We start from the raw sequence: 21,384 nt of genomic DNA on the forward strand, positions 1-21,384 counted from the left end.
CATGAACTTTTCACGATTTTTCATCGACCGGCCGATTTTCGCGGCCGTCCTGTCGATCATCATATTCGTGGCCGGCCTGCTGTCGATTTTTGCACTGCCGATCTCCGAATACCCTGACGTGGTGCCGCCATCGGTCGTGGTGCGTGCCCAGTACCCTGGCGCGAACCCGAAAGTGATCGCCGAAACCGTCGCCGCCCCGCTGGAAGAACAGATCAACGGCGTCGAAAACATGCTCTACATGTCGTCGCAGAACACCTCGGACGGCTCGCTGATGCTGACCGTGACGTTCAAGGTCGGCACCGATGTCGAGCAGGCCGAGTCGCAGGTGCAGAACCGCATCCAGCGCGCCTTGCCGCGACTGCCCGAGGAAGTGCGCCAGATCGGCGTGACGGCGGTCAAGAGCTCGCCCAACCTGACCATGGTGGTGCACCTGGTGTCGCCGACCGGCCGGTACGACGACGTCTACCTGCGTAACTACGCGGTGCTGAACGTGAAGGACCAGCTGGCACGTATCCCCGGCATGGGCGACACCCAGCTGTTCGGCGCGGGCGACTACGCCATGCGCATCTGGCTCGACCCGCAGAAAGTCGCGGCGCGCGGCATGACCGCGTCCGACGTGGTGGCCGCCGTGCGCGAGCAGAACGTGCAGGTTGCCGCCGGCGTGATCGGCGCCTCGCCGTCCAAAGGCTCCGAGTTCCAGCTGACCGTCAACACCCAGGGCCGCCTGACATCGACCGAGCAGTTCGGCGACATCATCGTGCGTACCGGGTCCGACGGCGCCATTACGCACCTGAAGGATGTGGCCCGGATCGAGCTGGGATCGAACTCGTACTCCCTGCGCGCGCTGTTGAACAACAAGTCGGCCGCCGCCATCGGTATCTTCGAAGCGCCGGGCGCCAACGCCCTGCAACTGTCGGCCGACGTGCGCGCCAAGATGGCGGAACTGAAGAAGGACTTCCCGGAAGGCGTCGACTTCAGCGTGGAATACGACCCGACCCAGTTCGTGCGCGCATCGATCAAATCCGTCATCCACACCCTGCTCGAAGCGGTGGCGCTGGTGGTGCTGGTCGTGATCATCTTCCTGCAAACCTGGCGCGCATCGATCATTCCGCTGCTGGCCGTACCGGTATCGATCATCGGCACCTTTGCTGTGATGCTGGGCTTCGGCTTTTCGATCAATACCCTGTCGCTGTTCGGCCTTGTGCTGGCGATCGGTATCGTGGTCGATGACGCCATCGTGGTGGTGGAAAACGTGGAACGCAATATCGAAGCCGGCCTGACGCCGCGCGACGCCACGGTGCAGGCAATGAAAGAGGTGAGCGGTCCGATTATCGCCATCGCCCTGGTCCTGTGCGCCGTGTTCGTGCCGATCGCCTTCGTGGCCGGCCTGTCGGGCCAGTTTTACCGCCAGTTCGCGCTGACGATCGCCATTTCGACCGTGATTTCGGCATTCAGCTCGCTGACCCTGTCGCCGGCCATGGCCGCCGCCCTGCTGAAACCGCACCATGCGCCGAAGGATGGCCTGACCCGCGTGATGGACAAGCTGTTCGGCCGCTTCTTCGCCTGGTTCAACCGCTTCTTCGGCCGCGCATCGACCAAGTATGAAGGCGGCGTCAACGTGGTCCTGAAACGCAAGGGCATCTCGCTGATGGTGTACGCCGTGCTGGCGGTTGCCGCCGTGTTCATGTTCAAGGCGGTACCGAGCGGCTTCGTGCCGGCGCAGGACAAGCAGTACCTGGTCGGCTTCGCCCAACTGCCCGACGCGGCCTCGCTGGACCGCACCGATGCCGTGATTCGCCAGATGTCCGACATCGTGGCCAAGGTGCCTGGCGTGGAATCGTCGATTGCCTTCCCCGGCCTGTCGATCAACGACTTCACCAATGCGCCTAACGCCGGCATCGTGTTCGTCACGCTCAAGTCCTTCGAGCAGCGCACAGGAAAAGGCATGTCCGGTCCCGAGATCGCGGCGGAAGTAAACAAGCGCCTGGGCGCCATCCAGGACGCCTTCATCATGGTGTTCCCGCCACCGCCGGTCAACGGCCTCGGTACCGTGGGCGGCTTCAAGATGATGATCGAAGACCGCGGCAACGTGGGCTACGACGAGTTGTACAAGGCCACCCAGGCGGTGCAGATGAAAGCGTGGCAGGATCCGCAACTGGCGGGCATCTTCTCCAGCTTCCAGATCAATGTGCCGCAACTGTTCGCCGACGTCGACAAGGTCAAGGCCAAGCAGCTCGGCGTGCCGCTGACGACGATCTACCAGACCTTGCAGATCAATCTGGGCTCGCTGTATGTCAACGACTTTAACCAGTTCGGCCGTACCTACCAGGTGCGCGTGCAGGCCGATGCGCCGTTCCGTTCGCACGCCGACCAGATCGCCCAGCTCAAGGTCCGTAACGACAAGGGCGAAATGATTCCGTTGTCGTCGCTGATGCGCATCAAGGACACGTATGGTCCGGACCGCGTGCAGCGCTACAACGCCTACGTGTCCGCCGACATGAACGGCGGCCCGGCTCCCGGCGTGTCGTCCGGCCAGGCCCAGGCCGCGCTGGAAAAGATCGTCGCCGAAACGCTGCCGAAAGGCGTGTCGTACGAATGGACCGAACTGACCTACCAGGAGATCCTGTCCGGTAATACGATGGTGCTGGTGTTCCCGCTGTGCGTACTGCTGGTGTTCCTGGTGCTGGCGGCGCAATACGAAAGCTGGACCCTGCCGCTGGCCGTGATCCTGATCGTGCCGATGTCGATCCTGTGCGCGCTGATCGGCGTCAAGCTGACCGGAGGCGATAACAACATCTTTACCCAGATCGCGCTGTTCGTGCTGGTGGGGCTGGCCTCGAAGAATGCGATCCTGATCGTCGAATTCGCCCGCGAACTTGAAGACCATGGCCGCACCGTCGTCGAAGCCGCGCTGGAAGCGTGCCGCCTGCGTCTGCGTCCGATCCTGATGACGTCGATCGCCTTTATCATGGGCGTGGTGCCCCTGGTGTTCTCGAGCGGTGCAGGCGCCGAAATGCGCCATGCGATGGGCGTGGCGGTCTTCGGCGGCATGCTGGGCGTGACTTTCTTCGGCCTGTTCCTGACGCCGGTGTTCTACGTGATCCTGCGTACCTTCGCCAAGAAGATGGAAAAGAAATCGAGCGTGGCAGTGCCTGCGCATCTGGAAGGAGCAGTGTAATGACCGATATGAAGAGAACCATCACCAGGCGCATCGCGCCCTTGCTGGCGGCGCTGCTGCTGGTGGCCTGTTCCAGCATCCCGGAACTGAAGGCCCCGGCGCTGGACATGCCGTCCAGCTTCAAGGAGTCGCCCGAGCCGCTGCAAGCTGCCGACGGCACGCGCTGGAAGGTGGCGCAGCCGGCCGAAGGGCAGGCGCGCGGCGAGTGGTGGCTGGCGTTCAAGGACGCCAACCTGACCGCCCTGATCAAGGAAGCGACCGACGCCAACGCCAGCCTGCAGGTGGCGGCGGCGCGCGTCAAGCAGGCCAGGGCGCTGGCCGGCATCTCGGCGGCGGACCGTTCGCCGCAGGTTGGCGCCGGCATGGGCGCACAGCGCAGCCGCACTTCCGGCGTCTCGCGCGGCCTGGCCGACGATGCGGCGGTCGCACCGGGCAATGTGTACCAGGCCAGGTTGACGGCCAGCTACGAGCTCGATCTGTTCGGCCGCGTGGCGGCCAGTGTCAGCGCCGCCAACGCCGACGCCGCGGCGTCCGAGGCGACCTACAAGTCGGTCTTGCTGGCCTTGCAGGCCGACGTGGCGCAGACTTACTTCAAGCTGCGCGAAACGGACGCCGAACTGGCCACCCTGGCGCGCACGGTCGACCTGCGCAGCCAGAGCGTGAAGGTGAACCAGAGCCGCTACGACAATGGCGACATCGGCGAATTCGACCTGGCCCGCGCCAGGACCGAACTGTCGACGGTAAAAGCCGAGGCGATCGGCCTGCAACGCCAGCGCGTGCAGCTGGAGCACGCCCTGGCTGTGCTGCTGGGGAAACCGGCCGCCATGTTCAGCGCCGACGTCAATCCGCTGGTGGAGTCGGCGCTGCTGCCGGCCATTCCGGCCGGACTGCCATCGGCCCTGCTGGAGCGCCGTCCCGACATCACCGCCGCCCAGCGTGCGATGATCGCCGCCAATGCGCGCATCGGCGTGGCGAAAACGGCGATGTATCCGTCGTTCAGCCTGACCGGCGGCCTTGGCACCGAATCGGGCAGCGGCGCAAACCTGTTCAACTGGAGCGCGCGTTCCTGGGTGCTGGGCGCGCTGCTGTCGATGCCGGTCATCGACGGTGGCCGCAACAAGGCCAACGTCGCACGCAGCGAAGCGGTGCTGGAAGAATCTGTAGCCAGCTACCGCCAGAACGTGCTGGCGGCGTTTGCCGAAGTCGAAGACAACCTGGCCGGCCTGCGCATCCTGGCTGGACAGACGGAGCAGATCGACGCGGCGGTGGTATCGGCGCGCCGTTCGGCCGACCTGGCGCAAAAGCTGTATGACGCCGGCCGTTCCAGCTATCTGGACCTGCTGGACGCCCAGCGCAACCTGGCGGCGGTGGAACGCAACGCGGTGCAGCTGCGCGGCGACCGCGCGGTCACCACGGTGGCCCTGATCCGCTCCCTGGGCGGCGGCTGGCAGTAAGCGCGTCAGCGTCCCATTCGCAAATGCCGCGGCCTTAGGGCCGCGGCATTTGCGTATTCACAGGGCAGGCCATACAATGGCCGCACATGCCCGCCACCCTACAAGACGAGCAGCTGATGCTGCGCTACCGCGATGGCGACCTGCTCGCCTTCGAGGAGCTGTATCGCCGTCACCATGCGGGCCTGTACCGCTTCGTCGCCTGGCGTTCGCCGCGCGCGGACTGGGTCGACGAGATCGTGCAGGACAGCTGGATCAAGCTGCACCATGCGCGCAGCCGCTATCAGCCCGACGCCGCGTTTCGCACCTACCTGTTCCAGATCGCCCGCAACCGACTGCTCGACCTGCTGCGCCAGCAGCAACCGCTATTGGCGGCGGAACTGGGCAGCGGCACGGATGGCCGCGACGTATTTGACTCGCTGGCCGATGCGGCGCAGGATGTGGTCTCGCCCGAGGCCGCGCTGGAGCAGAAGCAGCAGAGCGACAGCCTGCGCCTGGCGCTTGCCGGCCTGCCGAGCGAGCAGAAAGAGGCGCTGGTGCTGCAGCAGTTCTGCGGCATGAGCCTCGAAGACATTGCCGCCGTGGTGGCAGCGCCGGTGGAAACGGTCAAGAGCCGTTTGCGCTACGCCATGCGCAAACTGCGCGAAGGGAGCCTGAGTGAACAACGATGACATGAGCGACGAGGAATTCGACGCCTTCCTGCGTGGGGAAGACGATCTGTCGCGCCGTCTGCAAGGGTTGACCCAGCCGGCTTCCAGTCCCAAGCTCGATGCCGCCATTCTCGGCTACGTCAAGGAGGGGCTGGCGCAGGAGGCGCAGGCCGCCCGTCCTGCGGCGGCCAACGACGCGCCGATCGAAGGCGCGCCGCCCCGGCTGGCGCCCGGCCTGGGACGGCGCTGGCGCATTCCGGCCGGGATTGCGGCCGGTGTGCTGGCCGGCGTGCTCGGGCATCAGGTGTACCGGGACGGCGGGGCGCGGATGGACGAGGGCATGGCCGCCGCGCCGGCCGCTCCCGTGCTGGCCGAGATGGCGGAACCGCCACCGGTGGTGGTGGCCCAGGCTGCGCCGCCTCCGCTTCCCGAGGCGATCGCCGAAGCGGTGCCGCCGCCGGCGCCTGCGCCTGCGCCGGCCGTCAGGGTGGCGCCTCCTGCGCCGGCAACAGCGCAGGCACCGGCACCAGCGCAGGCACCGGCACCAGCGCCGGCGGAGCTGGCCGCCGCCCCTGCGCCGCAAGAGCGTCAGCGGGTGTACCTTGCCGGTTCCTCGATCAAGCAAAAGTCAGCCGAGGCCAGCTCGCCGGTAACGGTGTTACCGCGCGACCCTGACGGCGTGGCGTCCAAGCCATCGACGCAAGGGTACAACAGCGACAATCCCGTCCCCGAGATGCACATGCCGCCGGTGGCCGCAGCGCCGCGAGCGATGCCGGCGCCTGCACCGCCGCCGGCGCCTGCTGCGGATGCGAGAGACGAGGTGGCGCCGTCGTTAGCGAAAATGGCGCGCCCGAGCGCGCCGGCGCGGGAGGCGAAGAACAGTCTGGAGGAGTTCAAGCCCGATAGCCCCGAGGCGCATGAAAAGCGCGCGCGCGACTGGCTGTCGGTGATCGACGCGCTGCTCAAGGCCAAGCTGAATAAGGAAGCGCTGGCCGAATGGACCAGGTTCCGCGCCGCCTATCCCGATTATCCGGTGCCCGCCGAAACGCGGGACCGGATCACGGCGATCAAACCATAGACGCCGGCCCCCGGGAAGTCAGGGCTTGACGTCGAATTCGCCGACGAAGACCGTCTCGCTGCGGTCCTTCAGGCGCAGCGTGATGGCCTGCTCCTTCTGGCGCGGCGTGCCGAACGCGGTAAACAGCTTGACCTGCAAGGTCGTCGCACCCGCCACCACCTGCTGGCGGTTGCCGTAGTAGTTGGCTTCGATCCGGTATTTGCCGGGCGTTGCGCGGCGCACCGAAAATTCCTCCGGCCCGTAGCCACCCGTGAAGTCGTTCGACATGCGCGCGCCCGCGCTCGACAGGCGGTGCGCATAGCTCGATTTTTCGCCATGCGGGTCCGTTACCCACAAATCCATGTCGCTGTTGTCGGCGTCCCAGGTCAGCACCACGCGCAGGTCGAGCGGCAGGTTGGCGCGCAGGCGCGGGTCGATGCGGCGCAGGTCCAGCGCCTTGGGCGACGCGGCGGCGATGGCGTTGATCTCGGCCAGCACGATCGTTTCGATGTCCGGGAAGCGGCCGTTCCATGGGCGCTCGACCACCTCGTACAGCGTGTCGATCGCTTCCTGGGTCTGGCCGGTGGCAGCGAGCGCGAGGCCCAGGTCGCGGTAGGATTGCGGTTCTTCCCCGGCCAGGCGCAGCACTTTCCGGAACACCGGCACCGCCAGTTGCGGCGCGCCGGCCTGCAGCAGGCGATACCCCAGAATGCGCAGCACCGCGCGGTTTTCCAGGTCCATCTCGGCCAGGTTGGACAGTACGCGCAGGGCCAGGTCGCGCTGGCCTTTTTCCAGCAGGATGTCGGCGGCGTCGAGGTAGAAGGCGCTGCTGTTGGCGTAGTCCGGCTTCTGGTCCAGGTAGATCGCGTACACGCTGGCGGCATCGGCGTCGCGCAAGCGCTGGATGTAGGGTGCGTTCGGCACCCATTTTTTCAGGCCGATGCCGATTGTCGCTGGACTGGCGGCCGATTTTTCCTTGCTGAACTGTGCCATCGGCGCCGCAGCCAGGTGATTGCCCGAGATGGAGCTGCCGACGATCTCGATACGTCGCGCGACAGGGGCGGGTTGCGCCTCCGGCATCGGCGCCGGAGACGCCATCGCAGGCGCCGGCAGTGCTTCGCGCAATTGCGGTACCGGCTTCGACGGCGCGCGGGCATAGCTCGTGTTCCACCAGGCTGTCCGGTTCTCGAAATTTCTCACTACCTGGTCCAGGTGCTTGACGCGCGCTGCCTTTCGCTCGCCGCCGCGTTGTTCGTTCAGTTTGCGCCATGTATCGAGATAGTCCTGCGGCGGCTCGATCTCGTAACGCACGTAGTCTTCAATCGTCTCCAGCACGATCAGCGAGGTTTCGCGGGTCGGGATGCCGAAGCGGCGGCCGATGCGCGCGATTTCGGAGCGATGCAGCTCGGGGTCCGCTTCCAGTGCGCGCAGGCGCAGCAAGGCCCAGGTCGACGCGGCCAGCGGATGCTGCGGGCTGTCGGCGCCGAGCTGCAGTTTGACCGTCTCTTTTTTGGCGCCGCCCGCCAGCGTGACCGACAACGTGGCGTCCGGGTCGAGCAGCCGTCCGGCGATGCGCAGCATGCCGTTTTCCACGCGTCCGCCGCCGGCTTCGATATCGGTGGCGCCGGTGGCCGAGACTTGGTCGATGCGCGGCTGCGCGGACAGCAGCTGCCCGGTCAAGCCGCCTGGGGCGCCGTGGTCGAACCTGACCACCTGCCCATGGTTGCGTTCCGCCAGCGCGGCCAGGCGGTTGACATCGGACGAGATGGACGAGACCAGCGCAAACAGGCTCTGGTGCGCCGCGAGGACCGGCGCGCGCGCCGACCCGTAGTTGGACAGGCCGTCGCTGACCAGCAGGTACTGGTCGACGGCGGATTCCGGCTTCCAGTCATTGAGTGCGCTGGCGCCGTCGTAGCGTGTGCTTTCGAGCGCGCGCCGCAGGGCGCTCCAGTCGCCGCCTCGGATCTCGAATACCTGCTGCGCTTCCGGGCGGTCGCGCAGGCGCGTCAGGCGCACCTGGACCGAGCCAAGCGTACGGAAATAGTGATCGAGTCCGGCCAGCTCCTGGTGGATGTTGCGTTGTTCGCCGGAGCCGGAGCTGTCCCACAGCAGGCCGATGACGCGCGGACGGGGGCGCGCTATCTGCGTGGGCGCTACCGGGATCTCGGCCAGGAACCAGGACTGGCCGAGGCGGGTCTCGCGATACACGCGCGCTTCTGCGGCGGCGCCGGTACGGATGCCGATTTCCTGCTCTGCCTTGTAGTTCTGGCGCTGCAGACGCGCCTCGTAACCGCCGGCCGTGCGTTCGAAGCGCAGATCGTGGCCGTTGCTGGAGACCAGCGGCGCTTGCGCGGCATCGTTAACGCGGATGGCCAGGTCGAATTTGCGTACCTCGCCAAAGGCCAGCGGCAGCTGGTAGGCCCAATGGGCGCCGCTGCGGATCAAGGGGCCGGCGTAGCTCAGTTCCACCGTGCGGGTCTGGCGCGGCATGATGGGGTAGACGCGCAGCTTGAAGTTGTTCCCCTGGGTGACTTCGAGCAGGGCCGGATCGACGCCACGGCGCTCGATTTCTTCGAACACGGCGCGGCCACGCGCTTTTTCGACGGGGACGGCGGGACGCATTTTGCCGTCGATGTCGAGGGCGAAGGCGTTCACCTGCTGGCCGTCGGGCAGCGGGAATTGCAGGTTCCCCTCGAGCTGGCGCGGGTTCGGGTTGTAGAACTCCATGCGCACGGTGGTTTGCGCCATGCCGCCGCTGATCTCGGCGCTGATGGACAAGGCCTGCAGCTCGATCGGCCTGGCGTCGGCCACTGTCTGGATCAACGGCGGGGGCGGGCGGTCGATGATGCGGGGAGTGAGCGCGTGGGTCACGGGACTGGCGGCCAGCAGCAGCGCGAGGGTGAGGAATCGGTTGATCATGGGAAGCTCCGGTGCACCGGTCATGCCGGCATTGGGTATGGAACGGAGCGGAGGGCGAAACGGGGTTAGGGACCGTGAAAAATTGTGATGGCGGACGTTTTATTGTGGAAAGGATGCTAAACGGCAAGCCAATCCGCATAGATGCCTGGTGAATTGATGAGTTCGTGTCCGAATGTCAGACCTGGCACCGGGGTGGACACGGACGGGGCGGTTACGGGGGCGCGGGACGAAAAAAAAGACAGGGGGGGCCTGTCTCTTTCTTCTCACTGCGGAACAACTTATTTCATTGCTGCGTCTTTTTTGGCTTCTGCGGCCTCGACAGCCTTGTCGGCTTTGGCTTCCGCCTTGGCTTTTTTGGCTTTCGAATGGGCTTTGGCTTTCGATTTGGTGGCGTCGGCGTTGGCTTCGGCGACGTCGGCCTTGGCTTCGGCAGCCGCTTTTTCTACCTTGGCGTCCGCTTTGGCTTCGGCTTTGGCGGCTTTGGCGTCGGCTTTGACGACTTCTTTCGTTTCTTTTGCTTCGGCTTTAGCGACTGGCGCGGCAGGAGCCTGGGCAAAAACCGAGGTAGCGAACAGACCGGCGATCAGCGATGCGATAACTTTTTTCATGGTGTTTCCTCAGTGTGGTTGTATGGTGGATCATTTCTTGGGTGCTACAGAGCCACTAACGCGCCCGCTTCCATCCCAGTTGACGCGTTTTACAACTACTTACAATCAGTCCAGGCCGGCGCTCGGTTAGCTGGCGAACAGTCGTCGGGCTCGCCTGGTCCTAGACTCGGCGAACACCACATTGAAGAGGTTGCCGCCATGCCGGACGCACTCAAGGTCTACAAGTCCAAACGCGACTTTTCGATTACCTCCGAACCCGCCGAGGGCGGGGAGGCGGCTCCCGATGCGCTGACCTTCGTCATCCAGAAGCATTGGGCCAGCCGCCTGCATTACGACTTCCGGCTGGAACTGGACGGCACCATGAAGAGCTGGGCCGTACCCAAGGGCCCCAGTTACGATACCAGGGACAAGCGCATGGCGGTGCACGTCGAGGACCATCCGATCTCGTATGCGAGCTTCGAGGGCACGATTCCGGAGAAGCAGTACGGTGCGGGCAAGGTGATCATCTGGGACAAGGGCATCTGGCAGCCGCTCGACGATCCGCACAAGGGCTACCGCAGCGGGAACCTCAAGTTCGAGATCCACGGCCATAAAATGCGCGGCAAGTGGGTGCTGGTGCGGATGAAGGGCAAGGGCGAGAAGCAGGAGCCCTGGCTCTTGATCAAGGAAAAGGACGATTACGCCAAACCCGCCGCCGAGTTTTCGGTGGTCGACGAGATGCCCGACAGCGTCAGCAAGCTGCCCATGCCGGGCGCCAAGGCCGTCAAATCCAGGGCCAAACCCAAAGCCGGGACGACGGCGCCGCCCGCAGCCCGGAAAAACGCCAGCCATGGCATGCCGGCGCAGGCGCGCAAGGCGGCGCTGCCGGCGTCGCTCGCGCCGGAACTGGCAACCCTGGTCGACCAGCCGCCGGGCGACCCGGACGAGTGGATCTTCGAGGTCAAGTTCGACGGCTACCGCCTGCTGGCGCGCATCGAAGGCAAGCAGGTGCAGCTGATCACCCGCAATGGCCACGACTGGACCCACAAGCTCGAACCGCTGCACAAGGAACTGGTCAAACTCAAGCTGCCGGACGGCTGGTACGACGGCGAAATCGTGGTGCATGACGAGAACGGCCGCCCCGACTTCGGGCTGCTGCAAGGGGCGTTCGACGGCGCCAGCACGGCCGATATCGTGTATTTCATGTTCGACGCGCCTTATTTCAAGGGCCACGACCTGCGCGACGCGCCGCTGGAAGCGCGCCGCGCGCTGCTGGGCGCGGTGCTGGACAAGGCGCCATCCGATGCGGTGCGTTTTTCGGCCGAATTCGGCACCGATCCGGAGGAACTGGTGGTGGCCGCCTGCAAGCTCGGACTGGAGGGCGTGATCGGCAAACGGCGCGATTCGCGCTATGTCACGCGCCGTTCGCCGGACTGGATCAAGCTCAAATGCGGTCAGCGCCAGGAATTCGTCATCGGCGGCTATACCGATCCGCAGGGCTCGCGCGCCGGCATCGGGGCGCTGCTGCTCGGGACGCACGACAAGGACGGCGTGCTGCGCTACGCCGGTAACGTCGGCAGCGGCTTTACCCAGGCTACCCTGCGCGACCTGAAAGACAAGTTGAGCGCCCTCGATACGGACCAGAGCCCGTTTCCGCCGAAGTCGGTGGCGGGCCGCAAGCACCATTGGGTCAAGCCCACGCTGGTGGCGGAGGTCAGCTTCGCCGCGTGGACCAGTGCCGGGTCGATCCGCCATGCCGTGTTCCAGGGCCTGCGCATCGATAAACCGGCAAAAGGAATACGGCGCGAAGTCGCCAGACAGATGGAGGATACGATGCACACCCAAACGGATAGCAAGGCGCAGCCGAAAACCAGGGCCAGGGCTGCGGCGAAGAAGGCGGAACCGGTGGCGCCCGAGGGCAAGCTGCCGGCCACGCTCAAGGTCACCAACGGCGAACGTGTCATTGACGACAAAAGCGGCACCACCAAGCTGGATTTGATTCGCTATTACGCGCTGGTGGGCTCGCTGATGATGGAGCACCTCAAGGGACGCCCGGTATCGCTGGTGCGCGCGCCGAGCGGCGTGGGCGGCGAGCTGTTCTTCCAGAAGCACTCCGAGGTGGACAAACTGCCCGGCGTCAAGCAGATGGACCAGGCGCTCGACCCCGATCATCCGCCGATGCTCGAAGTGGGCAGCGTGGGAGGCATCCTGTCGGCGGCGCAGTGGAACGTGGTGGAGTTCCACACCCAGAACGCGACAGGCAAAAGCTACGACGCGCCCAACCGCATGGTGTTCGACCTGGATCCGGGCGAGGGCGTCGACTGGGCCGCCATCCAGGAGGCGGCGCAGCTGATGCACGCCTTCCTGGAGGAACTCGGCCTGCCGTCCTTCCTCAAGACCAGCGGCGGCAAGGGCTTGCACGTGGTAGTGCCGCTCAAGGGCGGACTCGATTGGGATACGGTCAAGGATTTTTCGCAGGAGGTGGTGCGCCATCTGGCGGCCACCTTGCCGGACCGGTTTGCGTTCAAGAGCGGGCCGAAAAACCGGGTCGGAAAGATCTTCATCGATTACCTGCGCAACGGGCGTGGCGCCACCACCGCGTGCGCGTGGTCGGCGCGGGTGCGCCCGGGGCTGGGGATTTCGGTGCCGGTGGGGTGGGATGAACTGGCCGCGCTCAAGTCGGGCGACCAGTGGACGGTGAAGAACGTGCACACCCGGCTCGATCACGGCAACGCGCCGTGGGACGGCTACGCCAAAGCCGCCAAAACGCTGACGGCGGCCATGAAGAAGCTGGGCTTCAAGAAGCAATGACGCGCGCGCGGCAGGAGCCCGCGCGCCGGGTGCTTACCCGATGTTCAGCGCGGCCCGCACGCCGGCGCCGTAGGCGCTGTCGGCCTTGTCGAAGTGGGCCAGCTGGCGCTGCAGGATCTCGTCGCTGACCTGGCTCAGGGGACCGGCCAGGTTGGCGCACAGGTTCAGCTTTTCCTGCGCGCTCAGGAGGCGGAACAGGTTGCCGGCCTGGGTGTAGTCGTCTTCCACGCCGCGTCCGTCGAAGCGGCCGGCGCCGCCGCGCAGGGCCAGTTCCGGCTCGCCGTGGCCCATGCCGCGCGGGGCGCTGCCGGTCGCATTGACGGTGGCGTAGTTCTGCGCCGCGCCGCCGTTATGGACGGCCATCGTGCCGTCGCGCTGCTGGTTGTGGAACGGGCAGCGCGGCGCGTTCACCGGCAGGTGCTGGTGGTTGGTGCCGACGCGGTACAACTGGGCGTCGTGGTAGGCGAACAGGCGGCCTTGCAGCATCTTGTCCGGCGAGTAGCCCATGCCCGGCACCGCGTTCGCTGGCGAAAACGCCACCTGCTCGACTTCCGCGTGGTAGTTGTCGGGATTGCGATTGAGCTCGAAAATGCCGACCGGGTGCAGCGGAAAATCGCGGTGCGGCCAGACCTTGGTCAGGTCGAACGGATTCCAGCCGGTGCGCGCTTCCCAGTCTTCCAGCTGCTGCTCCGTCGCCACCTGCAGCCGCACTTCCCACTGCGGGAATTCGCCGCGTTCGATGGCGCCGAACAGGTCGCGCTGGGCGTAGTCCGGGTCTTCGCCGGCGATGCGCGCGGCGTCGGCGGCCGACAGGTTCTTGATCCCCTGGCGCGTCTTGAAGTGCCACTTGACGTAGACACGTTCGCCGGCGGCGTTGATCAGGCTATAGGTGTGGCTGCCGAAACCGTCCATGTGGCGGTAGCCGTCCGGCGTGCCACGGTCTGAGAACAGCATCGTCACCTGGTGCAGGCTTTCCGGCGCCTTGCTCCAGAAGTCGAACATCATCGTCGGCGACTTCAGGTTGCTGCGCGGGCAGCGCTTCTGGGTGTGGATGAAGTCGGGGAATTTGATCGGGTCCTTGATGAAGAACATCGGTGTGTTGTTGCCGACCAGGTCCCAGTTGCCTTCTTCCGTGTAGAAGCGCACGGCGAAACCGCGCGGATCGCGTTCGGTGTCGGCGCTGCCGCGTTCACCGCCAACGGTGGAAAAGCGGGCGAAGGTGTCGGTCTTCTTGCCGACGGCGCCGAACAGTGTCGCCTTGGTGAGGTGGGTGATGTCGTGCGTGACGGTGAAGCTGCCGTAGGCGCCCGATCCCTTGGCGTGCACCACGCGCTCGGGAATGCGCTCGCGGTTGAAGTGCTGGAGCTTTTCGATCAGGTGGAAGTCCTGCAGCAGCAGCGGGCCGCGCGGGCCGGCGCTGATGGCGTTCTGGTTATCGGCAACCGGGATGCCGGATGCGGTGGTGATCTGTTGGTCCTGGCTCATGCTTGCAACTCCTCAGTGGTGATTCGATGCAAGAAGTGTAGTTGAGGCAACCAATTAGTCAAAGGCAATTAAATATATCCGTTTAATAGTTTTGTTCAATCGACCTTGGCGGGAGCCGGGAAGAGGTAGCTGACAACGAACATGCCCAGCGCCGGCAGAAGGGTGGTGATGAAGGCGACGCCGAATGCGTCGCCACCGCTGGCGAATCCGACGATGGGCGTCAGGACGCAGAGCAGGACGTACATGCCGAACCGGATGGCTTTGGTTTTGAAGGGCATGCCGGAAAACGCCAGGTACCAGATGAGCCACGCCGAAATGAATGCCACCGGCCAGCACAGCATGAGCCAGATCAGCGCGTACGGGCTAGCCAGGGCGACCGCGCCGATGGCGCACGACAGGAAGGCGACGTAGACCGCCGCAGCGCACAGGTGCCTGGCGCCCTTGCTGCTCATGGGCGCTTCAGTCCTTGACGACGACGATGCCACGGCCGTAGCCGCCGTGCGCCTTCGGCAGCAGGATGCACAGCATGGCCGCCTTGTCGGTGCCGGCGATCGATTTGATTACCTGGCGCTGATCGTCGTAGTCTTCGGACGCGCGCAGCTGGTCGGCGCTCATGCCGGAGCGCTTGACCTGGCTCTCCAGGCGTTCCTTGTCGACGGTCAGCTTGGGGCAGTTTGCGGCGGCGTAGTCGGCCGACGCCATGGCGGCCGCCACCTGCGCCTGGATGGCTTCCTGCTCGGTCGCATCGGCGAGTGCCGCGCCGCAGCTTGCCGCCAGCACCACCGCCGCTGTCAAGTGAGTCAATGTCATGCTGATGTCCTGTTAACTGGTTGTTGACATTATCGCATGCTCATCGGACATCGATCTGGATAGTCAGCTATCCTCGTTCTTGCGAATGCCGCGCACGTTCAGAACCAGCAGTCCGATGTTGAGGGCAATGAGCGCCCAGGCGGCCTCGCCCCAGCCCCAGGCGATCCACATCAGGTTACCGACGATGAGCATCCAGAAGGCGACGATGCGCTTGCCGGCTTTTTTCGATCCCATCCACCATGCGGCGGCAAGGCTGATCGCCATTGCCGGCCATTCGAGTAAGGCAAACATCTCGTCCATGCGTCCCCTTTGGCGTCAGGCGGCCTTGCGCCGGGCCGGCGCGGCTTTGGCTTTGGCTGCGGGCTTGGCGGCCGCCTTTGCCGCCGGCTTGGCCGGCGCCTTGACTGGCGCCTTGGCTGGCGCCTTGGCGCGGGCCGGCGTCTTCGCTGCGGCCTTGCGCGGTTTGGAGGCGGGTGCCTGGTCCTCCTCCTCGCTCTCGTCCTCGCTCTCGTCCTCGGTCTCGTCCTCGCTGTCGTCGTTGGCGGCCTTGCCTTTGCCGGGCTTACCCAGGCTTTGCTGCAGCAGCGCCACCAGGTCGATGACGTTGCCCTTGCTGGCCGGCGCCTTTTCCTTTTCAGGCATGGTGATGGTCTTGGTCTGTTTGGCCTTCACCTTTTTCTCGACCAGCGCCAGGATGTCTTCGCGATAGGTGTCGTGGTACTGCTCCGGTTCCCAGTCCTCGCTCATGCCTTCGACCAGCGCCATCGCCATCTTGAGTTCCTTGTCGGAGATGGCGGCGCTTTTCGACCTGGAAGTCGGGATCTTGAGTTCGTCGGTGGGGCGGATCTCGTCGCTGTAGCGCAGCGTATTGAGGACGATGGTGTCTCCTTCGCACACCAGCGCCGCCAGATGCTGCTTGACGCGGATGACCACCGTGGCGATGCCGATCTTGCCGACTTTTTTCAGGGTTTCGCGCAGCAGCGCATACACCTTGTCTCCCCCCTTGCCGGGCGCCAGGTAGTAGGGCTGCTCGTAGTACAGCAGCGGCACCGTTTCGGCGTCGACAAAGGCGAGGATGTCGATGGTGCCGGTCGCTTCGGGATTGGCGCGGCGCAGGTCTTCCTCGGACAGCACCACGTACTCGCCGTCGGTGTATTCGTAGCCCTTGACGATATTGTCCCAGACGACTTCCTTGTTGTTCCCCTTGTTATAGCGCTTGAAGCCGACCGGCGAGAAGTCGCGCCGGTCGAGCATCGTCAGGTCGAGCGCGTTGTCACGGACGGCCGGATACATCTCGACCGGAATATGCACCAGCCCGAAGCTGATAGCGCCTTTCCACAGACTGCGTCCCATATGCCGGTCCTTTCCTTATCCGCCCACGCTGCCGGTGACCGGCAACACGATGCCGGTGATGTAGCTCGAACATGCCGCCGAGGCCAGGAAGACATACGCCGGCGACAGCTCCTCCGGCTGGGCCGGACGGCGCATGTCGGTGCTCTGCCCGAACTTGGCGATCTTCTCGGGCGACTGGTCGGCCGGATTGAGCGGCGTCCAGACCGGGCCTGGCGCGATCGCGTTCACGCGGATGCCCTGGTCCAGCAGGTTGGAGGCCAGCGACATCGTGAACGCATGGATCGCGCCCTTGGTGGCCGAGTAGTCGAGCAGCTTGCCCGAGCCCTGCAGCCCGGTTACCGATCCGGTGTTGACGATCGCCGCGCCGCGCTTGAGGTAGGGCAGGGCGGCCTTCGCCATGTGGAAGTAGCCGTAGATATTGGTACGCATGGTTTCGTCGAAGCGCTCTTCGCTCAGGTCCAGCAGCGATTCGGCATGCTCCTGGAAGGCGGCGTTATTGACCAGCACATCGAGGCGCCCGAATTCGGCCACCACCCTGTCCACGGCCTCCTGGCAGAAGGCCATGTCCTTGACATCGCCGGCCACCGTGATGCAGCGCTGTCCTTCGGCTTCGACGCAGCGTTTGGTTTCTTCCGCGTCTTCGTGTTCGTTCAGGTAAAAGATGGCCACGTCGGCGCCTTCGCGCGCGAACAGCACCGCCACCGCGCGCCCGATGCCCGAGTCGCCGCCGGTGATGATGGCGGCCTGGCCCTGCAGCTTGCCGCTGCCCTTGTAGAGTTCGGCCATGAAGCGCGGCTTGAGTTCCATCGACGCTTCGATGCCCGGCTTGACCAGGTGCTGCGACGGCAGCGGCGGCGCCGGCTGCTCCGGCCCGCCCGTCTGCACGGCTTCCTTGCTTTCTTCCTTGCCTTGGTCCTTGCCTTGGTCCTTGCCTTGGTCCTTGCCTTCTTTCTTGTCGCTCGACGCGTCCTTGCGATCCTGCCTGCTCTGGATCGCGCGCTGCTTGTCGGCCACCGCCTCGACCTGCGAGTTCAGTTCGTTCTCATCTGTATTTGCCATGGTGCTTCCTCCGTCAGATCAGGCAGTATCCGACCGTGATAAGGTGCTGACAGTGCGCCCGCGCACACTGCGCGCGCGTTCGTGTTTGCTGGTTTGGTGCTTTATGGCAAACTGTGAGACGGGCGGAACGCAAGGTATGTTGCCACTGCGTATTTAATCCGCATGCTTTAGGTGCTCAAGGGAGATTCGATGGCGCAGCAGATAGGACTTTTTCTGAATCCGGTAGGTCAGCGTCGGGTCGATTTCCAGGGTATGTATGCCGATATGTTCGCGCGCCTGTTCATCGCCGACGGCAGCGAGCAGGCCACCGACCTGATGGGCCAGGAGCGGGTCGACCTGCTGATCATCGACCTCGAACGCTTCGACCGCAGTTTCGACCTGGAGGCCCTCGGTGAACTGATCGGGCGCCGCGCCGGAGCCCCGGTGCTGGTCCTGTGCCCGTTTTCAAGCGCCGGCTGGCTGCCCGCGCTGATGAAATTCGGCCCGATCGGCTACGCCATCACGCCGCTCGACGAGGGCGACCTGCGCGCCGCCATCACGACCCAGCTGGAGGCGACCGAACCTGCCGTGACGCACCCGGACGACCTGCGCGCGCTGCTGGCATTGCGCACGCGCCTGCAGCAGGCGCTGGTCGATGTCGACGACCTCACCACCGTGGCGGAACAGATTTGCGTGGCCCTGTGCGACGCCGCCGGCGCCGTGCATGCGTCGCTGTTTCGCATGGACGTTCCGGGCGACCTGCAGCTCGAGGCGCAGTACTCGCCCACGGGGCTGAACCTGACGCGCGTGCTCCATCGCAGCGACCGGCTGCTGCAGTCGCCGCTGCGGCATGCCTTCCCCGGGCTGGTGGCGGCGTGCAGCAACGAGATGGCGCTGCTCGATGCGCCGGCCAAGGCGGGCGAGCCGGAACTGGCGCTGTCGCTGGTCGACAAGGGCGTGGAAATGGTGGTCGGGCTGCCGCTCGGGTCCGCGCCTGGCAGTGCGCTGGCCGGTTCGCTGTGCCTGATGTTCGGGCGCGCGCGCCAGTTCAGCCTCGACGAACTCGATTCCTTCGTGGCGCTGGCGCAGCTGGCCGGCTTCGGCCTGCGCATGGCGGCGGTGGCGCGCGAGAACGAAGCCTTGCTCGGGCGCGTGACGCACCTGGCGACGGTGGATGCGCTGACCGGGGTATCGAACCGGCGCCACGGCGAGCACCTGCTCGAACTGGAAATCAAGCGCGCCCGCAGGTACAAGGTGCCGGCCGCGCTGATCGGCTTCGACATCGACCGCTTCAAGGCCATCAACGACCAGTTCGGGTATCCGGTCGGCGACGCGGCGTTGCGGACGGTGGCCGGCGTGGTGCAGGCCACGCTGCGCACCAGCGATGCGCTGATCCGCTCGGGCGGCGAGGAATTCCTCATTATCGTGCCGCATACCAGCGCGATCGACGCGCTCAAGATCGCCGAGAAGATCCGGGTGGCGGTGGCGCAGACCGATATCGCCGGCTGCGACAGGCTGACCATTTCGCTCGGCGTGGCGCAGCTGGCCGACCAGGAAAGCGCGGATGCGCTGATGCTGCGGGTCGACGCGGCCCTGAGCCGTGCCAAGCGCGCCGGCCGCAATTGCGTGGAGCTGGCGATGTCCTGACCGGCGCCGCTGTATAATCGGCCATCACCGGCAAAAGGATAAACAGATCAAGTGGGCATGCTGCAATGGTTAAGACACTACCGGCGCGCCTCGCTGCCCGGTGACATCAGCGCTGGCATCGTCGTCGCCCTCATGATGATCCCGCAGGGGATGGCCTACGCCCTGGTGGCCGGCTTGCCGCCGGTGGCCGGCATCTATGCCAGCATCCTTCCGCCGATCCTGTATGCCCTGTTCGGATCGAGCATGACCCAGTCGGTCGGCCCGATGGCGATCATCTCGCTCATGACGGCGGCCGCCCTGGCGCCGCTGGCCGCTCCCGGTTCCGGCCTGTACGTCGTGCTGGCCGCCCAGCTGGCCCTCGCTTCCGGCGCGGTGCTGCTGGTCTGCGGCCTGCTGCGGCTCGGCTACGTCGCCAATTTCTTCTCGCGTCCCGTGATGAGCGGCTTCACCATCGGCGCCGCCATTGTCATCGCGCTCGGCCAGGTCAAGGTGCTGGCCGGCGGCGCGCTGCCGCAGGTGCACATGCCGAGCGCGCTGCTGGGCGGCGGCGCCATCGCCATGCTGCTGCTGGCCAAACGATTCATGGCTCCAATGCTGCGCCGCGCGGGCCTGTCCGCCGGGGCGGCCGACATCGGCGCGCGCCTCGCACCGATGCTGGTGGTGCTCGGCGCGATGCTGCTATCAAGCCTGTTGGACTTGTCCGCGATGGGCGTGCAAAGCACCGGCGAGGTGCCCGCCGGCCTGCCTGGCCTGAACCTGGCCACGTCCAGCGCCCACTGGCGCGCGCTGCTGCAACCGGCGCTGCTGATCGGCTTCATGGTCTTTTTGCTGGGGATGTCGGCCGCCCAGACGCTGGCGCTCAAACGCCAGGAAAAACTGCAAAGTAATATGGAGCTGGTCGGCCTGGGCGTGGCCAACATCGGCAGCGCGCTTACCGGCGGCTTGCCGGTCACCGGCAGCCTGTCGCGTTCGGGCGTGAACTTCGCGGCCGGGGCCAACACACCGCTGGCGAGCATCATTACCGGCGTGCTGCTGGCACTGGCGCTGGTGGCGCCGACCGGCTGGCTGGCGCTGCTGCCGCTGCCCGCGCTGGCGGCGACGATCATCGTGGCGGTGCTCGGCATGCTGGAACTGGACACCTTGCGTACCGCCTGGCGCTACGATCGCGGCGACGCGCTGGCCCTGCTGGCGACGGCCGGCGGCGTGATTGCGCTCGGGGTCGACGTCGGCGTCGTCCTGGGCGTGCTGCTCTCGCTCGGCACCCTGATCTGGCGCGCCAGCCGGCCGCATATCGCGGTACTGGGGCGTATCGCGGGCACCGAACATTTTCGCAATATCGAGCGTTATCCCGCCGGCACCGTGCCGGACGTGCTGATGCTGCGCATCGACGCGAATCTCTTTTTCGGCAACGTGGAAGCGGTCAACGCCCGCATCGAGGATGAACTGGCGCTGCATCCGGCCGCGCGCCATCTGGTACTGGTGATGACGGCGGTCAGTTCGATCGATACCTCGGCCCTGTTCGGACTGGGCGAACTGAATCTGGCGCTGCGCCAGCGCGGCATCGGCCTGCACCTGGCCGAGGTCAAGGGCCCGGTCATGGACCGCCTGAAAGCGAGCGACCTGCCCGGTGCGCTCAACGGCCGGATTTTCCTGAGCGCGGCGATGGCGTCGGACGCCCTGGCCGTCAAATGATGGCGCAGTTCGGGCAACTGGGCTACGCGCTCGTTCCCGACCTGCTGTCGGCGGCCGACTGCGCGCATCTTGCGGACGCGGTGCAGCCGGCTGCGGCGGCGTCGGGCGGCACGCGCTGCCTGCTGGCGCAGCCGTGGTGCGCCGCGCTGGCAGCACGACTGCGTGCCGATCCCCGGCTGGCGTCCTTCCTCGATCCCGATGCGCTCGCCGTGCAGTGCACCTACTTCGAAAAATCCGCCGACCGCAACTGGCTGGTGCCGCTGCATCAGGACCTGAGCATTCCGGTGGCGGCGCGCGTCGCTGCGCCCGCGCTGCGCGGCTGGTCGGTCAAGGAAGGCACGGTGTTCGTGCAGCCGCCGCTGGAAGTGCTGGAAAAACTGGTGGCCGTGCGCGTGCACCTCGACCCTTGCGGTCCCGATGACGGGCCGCTGCTGGTGGTGCCGGGATCGCACCGCGCCGGCGTGCTTGCGCAACCGGATGCCGCCGCCATGCGCGAGGCCACGCCGCCGCTGGCCTGCCTGTCGGGCATCGGTGGCGCGCTGGTGATGCGGCCATTGCTGCTGCACGCGTCTTCCAAGGGGCAGGGGCAGAGCCGGCGGCGCGTGCTGCACTTCGTGTACGGACCGCGCGCGCTCCCGCACGGGCTCGCATGGAGCATCGCCGTGCAAGACGGCTAGTGACCCGGCGGCGCACCTTGTGTACTATG

General features: G+C 65.8%; 16 protein-coding genes. 8 read left to right on the forward strand and 8 right to left on the reverse strand.

Annotated elements, in window-relative coordinates:
- Position 1 precedes the first annotated feature (1 nt).
- The 4 genes from EJB06_RS00495 (at position 2) to EJB06_RS00510 (ending at position 6,357) form a co-directional block, all read left to right on the forward strand.
- Entirely contained in the window at positions 2–3,178 is a 3,177-nt protein-coding gene (locus EJB06_RS00495) for an efflux RND transporter permease subunit (RefSeq protein WP_126072037.1), read from the forward strand.
- Between the two features lie 8 nt (positions 3,179–3,186).
- Positions 3,187–4,632 carry an efflux transporter outer membrane subunit gene (locus tag EJB06_RS00500; protein WP_126072523.1) on the forward strand — a complete coding sequence of 482 codons (1,446 nt, stop codon included), beginning with the start codon at positions 3,187–3,189 and terminating at the stop codon, positions 4,630–4,632.
- 86 nt (positions 4,633–4,718) lie between these two features.
- Positions 4,719–5,300 (forward strand): sigma-70 family RNA polymerase sigma factor, encoded by a 582-nt coding sequence (locus tag EJB06_RS00505; protein ID WP_229426868.1) that lies wholly within the window; start codon positions 4,719–4,721, stop codon positions 5,298–5,300.
- A complete protein-coding gene (locus EJB06_RS00510; RefSeq protein ID WP_126072038.1) occupies positions 5,287–6,357 on the forward strand; it encodes a hypothetical protein in 1,071 nt (356 codons plus the stop codon). The genes EJB06_RS00505 and EJB06_RS00510 overlap by 14 nt, the downstream gene beginning before the upstream one ends.
- Positions 6,358–6,375: 18 nt before the next feature.
- Here EJB06_RS00510 and EJB06_RS00515 read toward each other — a convergent pair whose 3' ends face one another.
- The gene (locus EJB06_RS00515) at positions 6,376–9,255 is read right to left on the reverse strand and encodes a DUF2135 domain-containing protein (RefSeq protein ID WP_164557758.1); all 2,880 of its coding nucleotides are present in this window, start codon (positions 9,253–9,255) and stop codon (positions 6,376–6,378) included.
- A gap of 278 nt (positions 9,256–9,533) precedes the next feature.
- Entirely contained in the window at positions 9,534–9,863 is a 330-nt protein-coding gene (locus EJB06_RS00520; protein ID WP_126072040.1) for a hypothetical protein, read from the reverse strand.
- Positions 9,864–10,061: 198 nt separating this feature from the next.
- Between EJB06_RS00520 and ligD the strand changes: the two genes are divergently transcribed.
- Positions 10,062–12,653: a DNA ligase D gene (ligD, locus tag EJB06_RS00525; RefSeq protein ID WP_126072041.1), complete on the forward strand. Its 2,592-nt coding sequence runs from the start codon at positions 10,062–10,064 to the stop codon at positions 12,651–12,653.
- A 33-nt stretch (positions 12,654–12,686) separates the two neighbouring features.
- On the opposite strand, the gene EJB06_RS00530 is transcribed toward ligD, so the two are convergent.
- The 6 genes from EJB06_RS00530 to EJB06_RS00555 all read right to left on the reverse strand — a co-directional run bounded on the left by EJB06_RS00530 (position 12,687) and on the right by EJB06_RS00555 (position 17,360).
- Positions 12,687–14,138, reverse strand: a complete 1,452-nt coding sequence (locus EJB06_RS00530; protein WP_126072042.1) for a catalase — start codon at positions 14,136–14,138, stop codon at positions 12,687–12,689.
- A gap of 95 nt (positions 14,139–14,233) precedes the next feature.
- Positions 14,234–14,590, reverse strand: a complete 357-nt coding sequence (locus EJB06_RS00535) for a hypothetical protein (RefSeq protein ID WP_126072043.1) — start codon at positions 14,588–14,590, stop codon at positions 14,234–14,236.
- Positions 14,591–14,597: 7 nt separating this feature from the next.
- Positions 14,598–14,948, reverse strand: a complete 351-nt coding sequence (locus EJB06_RS00540) for a hypothetical protein (protein ID WP_126072044.1) — start codon at positions 14,946–14,948, stop codon at positions 14,598–14,600.
- Between the two features lie 63 nt (positions 14,949–15,011).
- A complete protein-coding gene (locus tag EJB06_RS00545) occupies positions 15,012–15,248 on the reverse strand; it encodes a hypothetical protein (RefSeq protein WP_126072045.1) in 237 nt (78 codons plus the stop codon).
- A gap of 15 nt (positions 15,249–15,263) precedes the next feature.
- Positions 15,264–16,301, reverse strand: a complete 1,038-nt coding sequence (gene ku, locus EJB06_RS00550) for a non-homologous end joining protein Ku (protein WP_126072046.1) — start codon at positions 16,299–16,301, stop codon at positions 15,264–15,266.
- Positions 16,302–16,316: 15 nt separating this feature from the next.
- The gene (locus EJB06_RS00555) at positions 16,317–17,360 is read right to left on the reverse strand and encodes an SDR family oxidoreductase (RefSeq protein WP_126072047.1); all 1,044 of its coding nucleotides are present in this window, start codon (positions 17,358–17,360) and stop codon (positions 16,317–16,319) included.
- Between the two features lie 252 nt (positions 17,361–17,612).
- On the opposite strand from EJB06_RS00555, the gene EJB06_RS00560 reads away from it, so the two are divergent.
- Genes EJB06_RS00560 through EJB06_RS00570 form a run of 3 tightly spaced genes read left to right on the forward strand, consistent with a single transcriptional unit; the run spans position 17,613 to position 21,355 of the window.
- The gene (locus tag EJB06_RS00560) at positions 17,613–18,986 is read left to right on the forward strand and encodes a diguanylate cyclase (RefSeq protein WP_229426869.1); all 1,374 of its coding nucleotides are present in this window, start codon (positions 17,613–17,615) and stop codon (positions 18,984–18,986) included.
- A 57-nt stretch (positions 18,987–19,043) separates the two neighbouring features.
- Positions 19,044–20,678 carry a SulP family inorganic anion transporter gene (locus EJB06_RS00565; RefSeq protein WP_126072049.1) on the forward strand — a complete coding sequence of 545 codons (1,635 nt, stop codon included), beginning with the start codon at positions 19,044–19,046 and terminating at the stop codon, positions 20,676–20,678.
- On the forward strand, positions 20,675–21,355 hold the full coding sequence (locus EJB06_RS00570; RefSeq protein ID WP_229426870.1) for a phytanoyl-CoA dioxygenase family protein: 681 nt from the start codon (positions 20,675–20,677) through the stop codon (positions 21,353–21,355). The genes EJB06_RS00565 and EJB06_RS00570 overlap by 4 nt, the downstream gene beginning before the upstream one ends.
- The last annotated feature ends 29 nt before the right edge of the window (positions 21,356–21,384 follow it).

The organism is Massilia atriviolacea (genome assembly GCF_003953935.1).
Classification (GTDB): domain Bacteria; phylum Pseudomonadota; class Gammaproteobacteria; order Burkholderiales; family Burkholderiaceae_D; genus Telluria_A; species Telluria_A atriviolacea.

Excerpts from the sequence above, each read along its gene's own strand:
- EJB06_RS00495 (WP_126072037.1), top strand. The coding sequence starts at position 2 with ATGAACTTTTCACGATTTTTCATCGACCGGCCGATTTTCGCGGCCGTC.
- EJB06_RS00500 (WP_126072523.1), top strand. The coding sequence starts at position 3,187 with ATGAAGAGAACCATCACCAGGCGCATCGCGCCCTTGCTGGCGGCGCTG.
- EJB06_RS00505 (WP_229426868.1), top strand. The coding sequence starts at position 4,719 with ATGCCCGCCACCCTACAAGACGAGCAGCTGATGCTGCGCTACCGCGAT.
- EJB06_RS00515 (WP_164557758.1), bottom strand. The coding sequence starts at position 9,255 with ATGATCAACCGATTCCTCACCCTCGCGCTGCTGCTGGCCGCCAGTCCC.
- EJB06_RS00520 (WP_126072040.1), bottom strand. The coding sequence starts at position 9,863 with ATGAAAAAAGTTATCGCATCGCTGATCGCCGGTCTGTTCGCTACCTCG.
- ligD (WP_126072041.1), top strand. The coding sequence starts at position 10,062 with ATGCCGGACGCACTCAAGGTCTACAAGTCCAAACGCGACTTTTCGATT.
- EJB06_RS00530 (WP_126072042.1), bottom strand. The coding sequence starts at position 14,138 with ATGAGCCAGGACCAACAGATCACCACCGCATCCGGCATCCCGGTTGCC.
- EJB06_RS00535 (WP_126072043.1), bottom strand. The coding sequence starts at position 14,590 with ATGAGCAGCAAGGGCGCCAGGCACCTGTGCGCTGCGGCGGTCTACGTC.
- EJB06_RS00540 (WP_126072044.1), bottom strand. The coding sequence starts at position 14,948 with ATGACATTGACTCACTTGACAGCGGCGGTGGTGCTGGCGGCAAGCTGC.
- EJB06_RS00545 (WP_126072045.1), bottom strand. The coding sequence starts at position 15,248 with ATGGACGAGATGTTTGCCTTACTCGAATGGCCGGCAATGGCGATCAGC.
- ku (WP_126072046.1), bottom strand. The coding sequence starts at position 16,301 with ATGGGACGCAGTCTGTGGAAAGGCGCTATCAGCTTCGGGCTGGTGCAT.
- EJB06_RS00555 (WP_126072047.1), bottom strand. The coding sequence starts at position 17,360 with ATGGCAAATACAGATGAGAACGAACTGAACTCGCAGGTCGAGGCGGTG.
- EJB06_RS00560 (WP_229426869.1), top strand. The coding sequence starts at position 17,613 with ATGTATGCCGATATGTTCGCGCGCCTGTTCATCGCCGACGGCAGCGAG.
- EJB06_RS00565 (WP_126072049.1), top strand. The coding sequence starts at position 19,044 with ATGCTGCAATGGTTAAGACACTACCGGCGCGCCTCGCTGCCCGGTGAC.
- EJB06_RS00570 (WP_229426870.1), top strand. The coding sequence starts at position 20,675 with ATGATGGCGCAGTTCGGGCAACTGGGCTACGCGCTCGTTCCCGACCTG.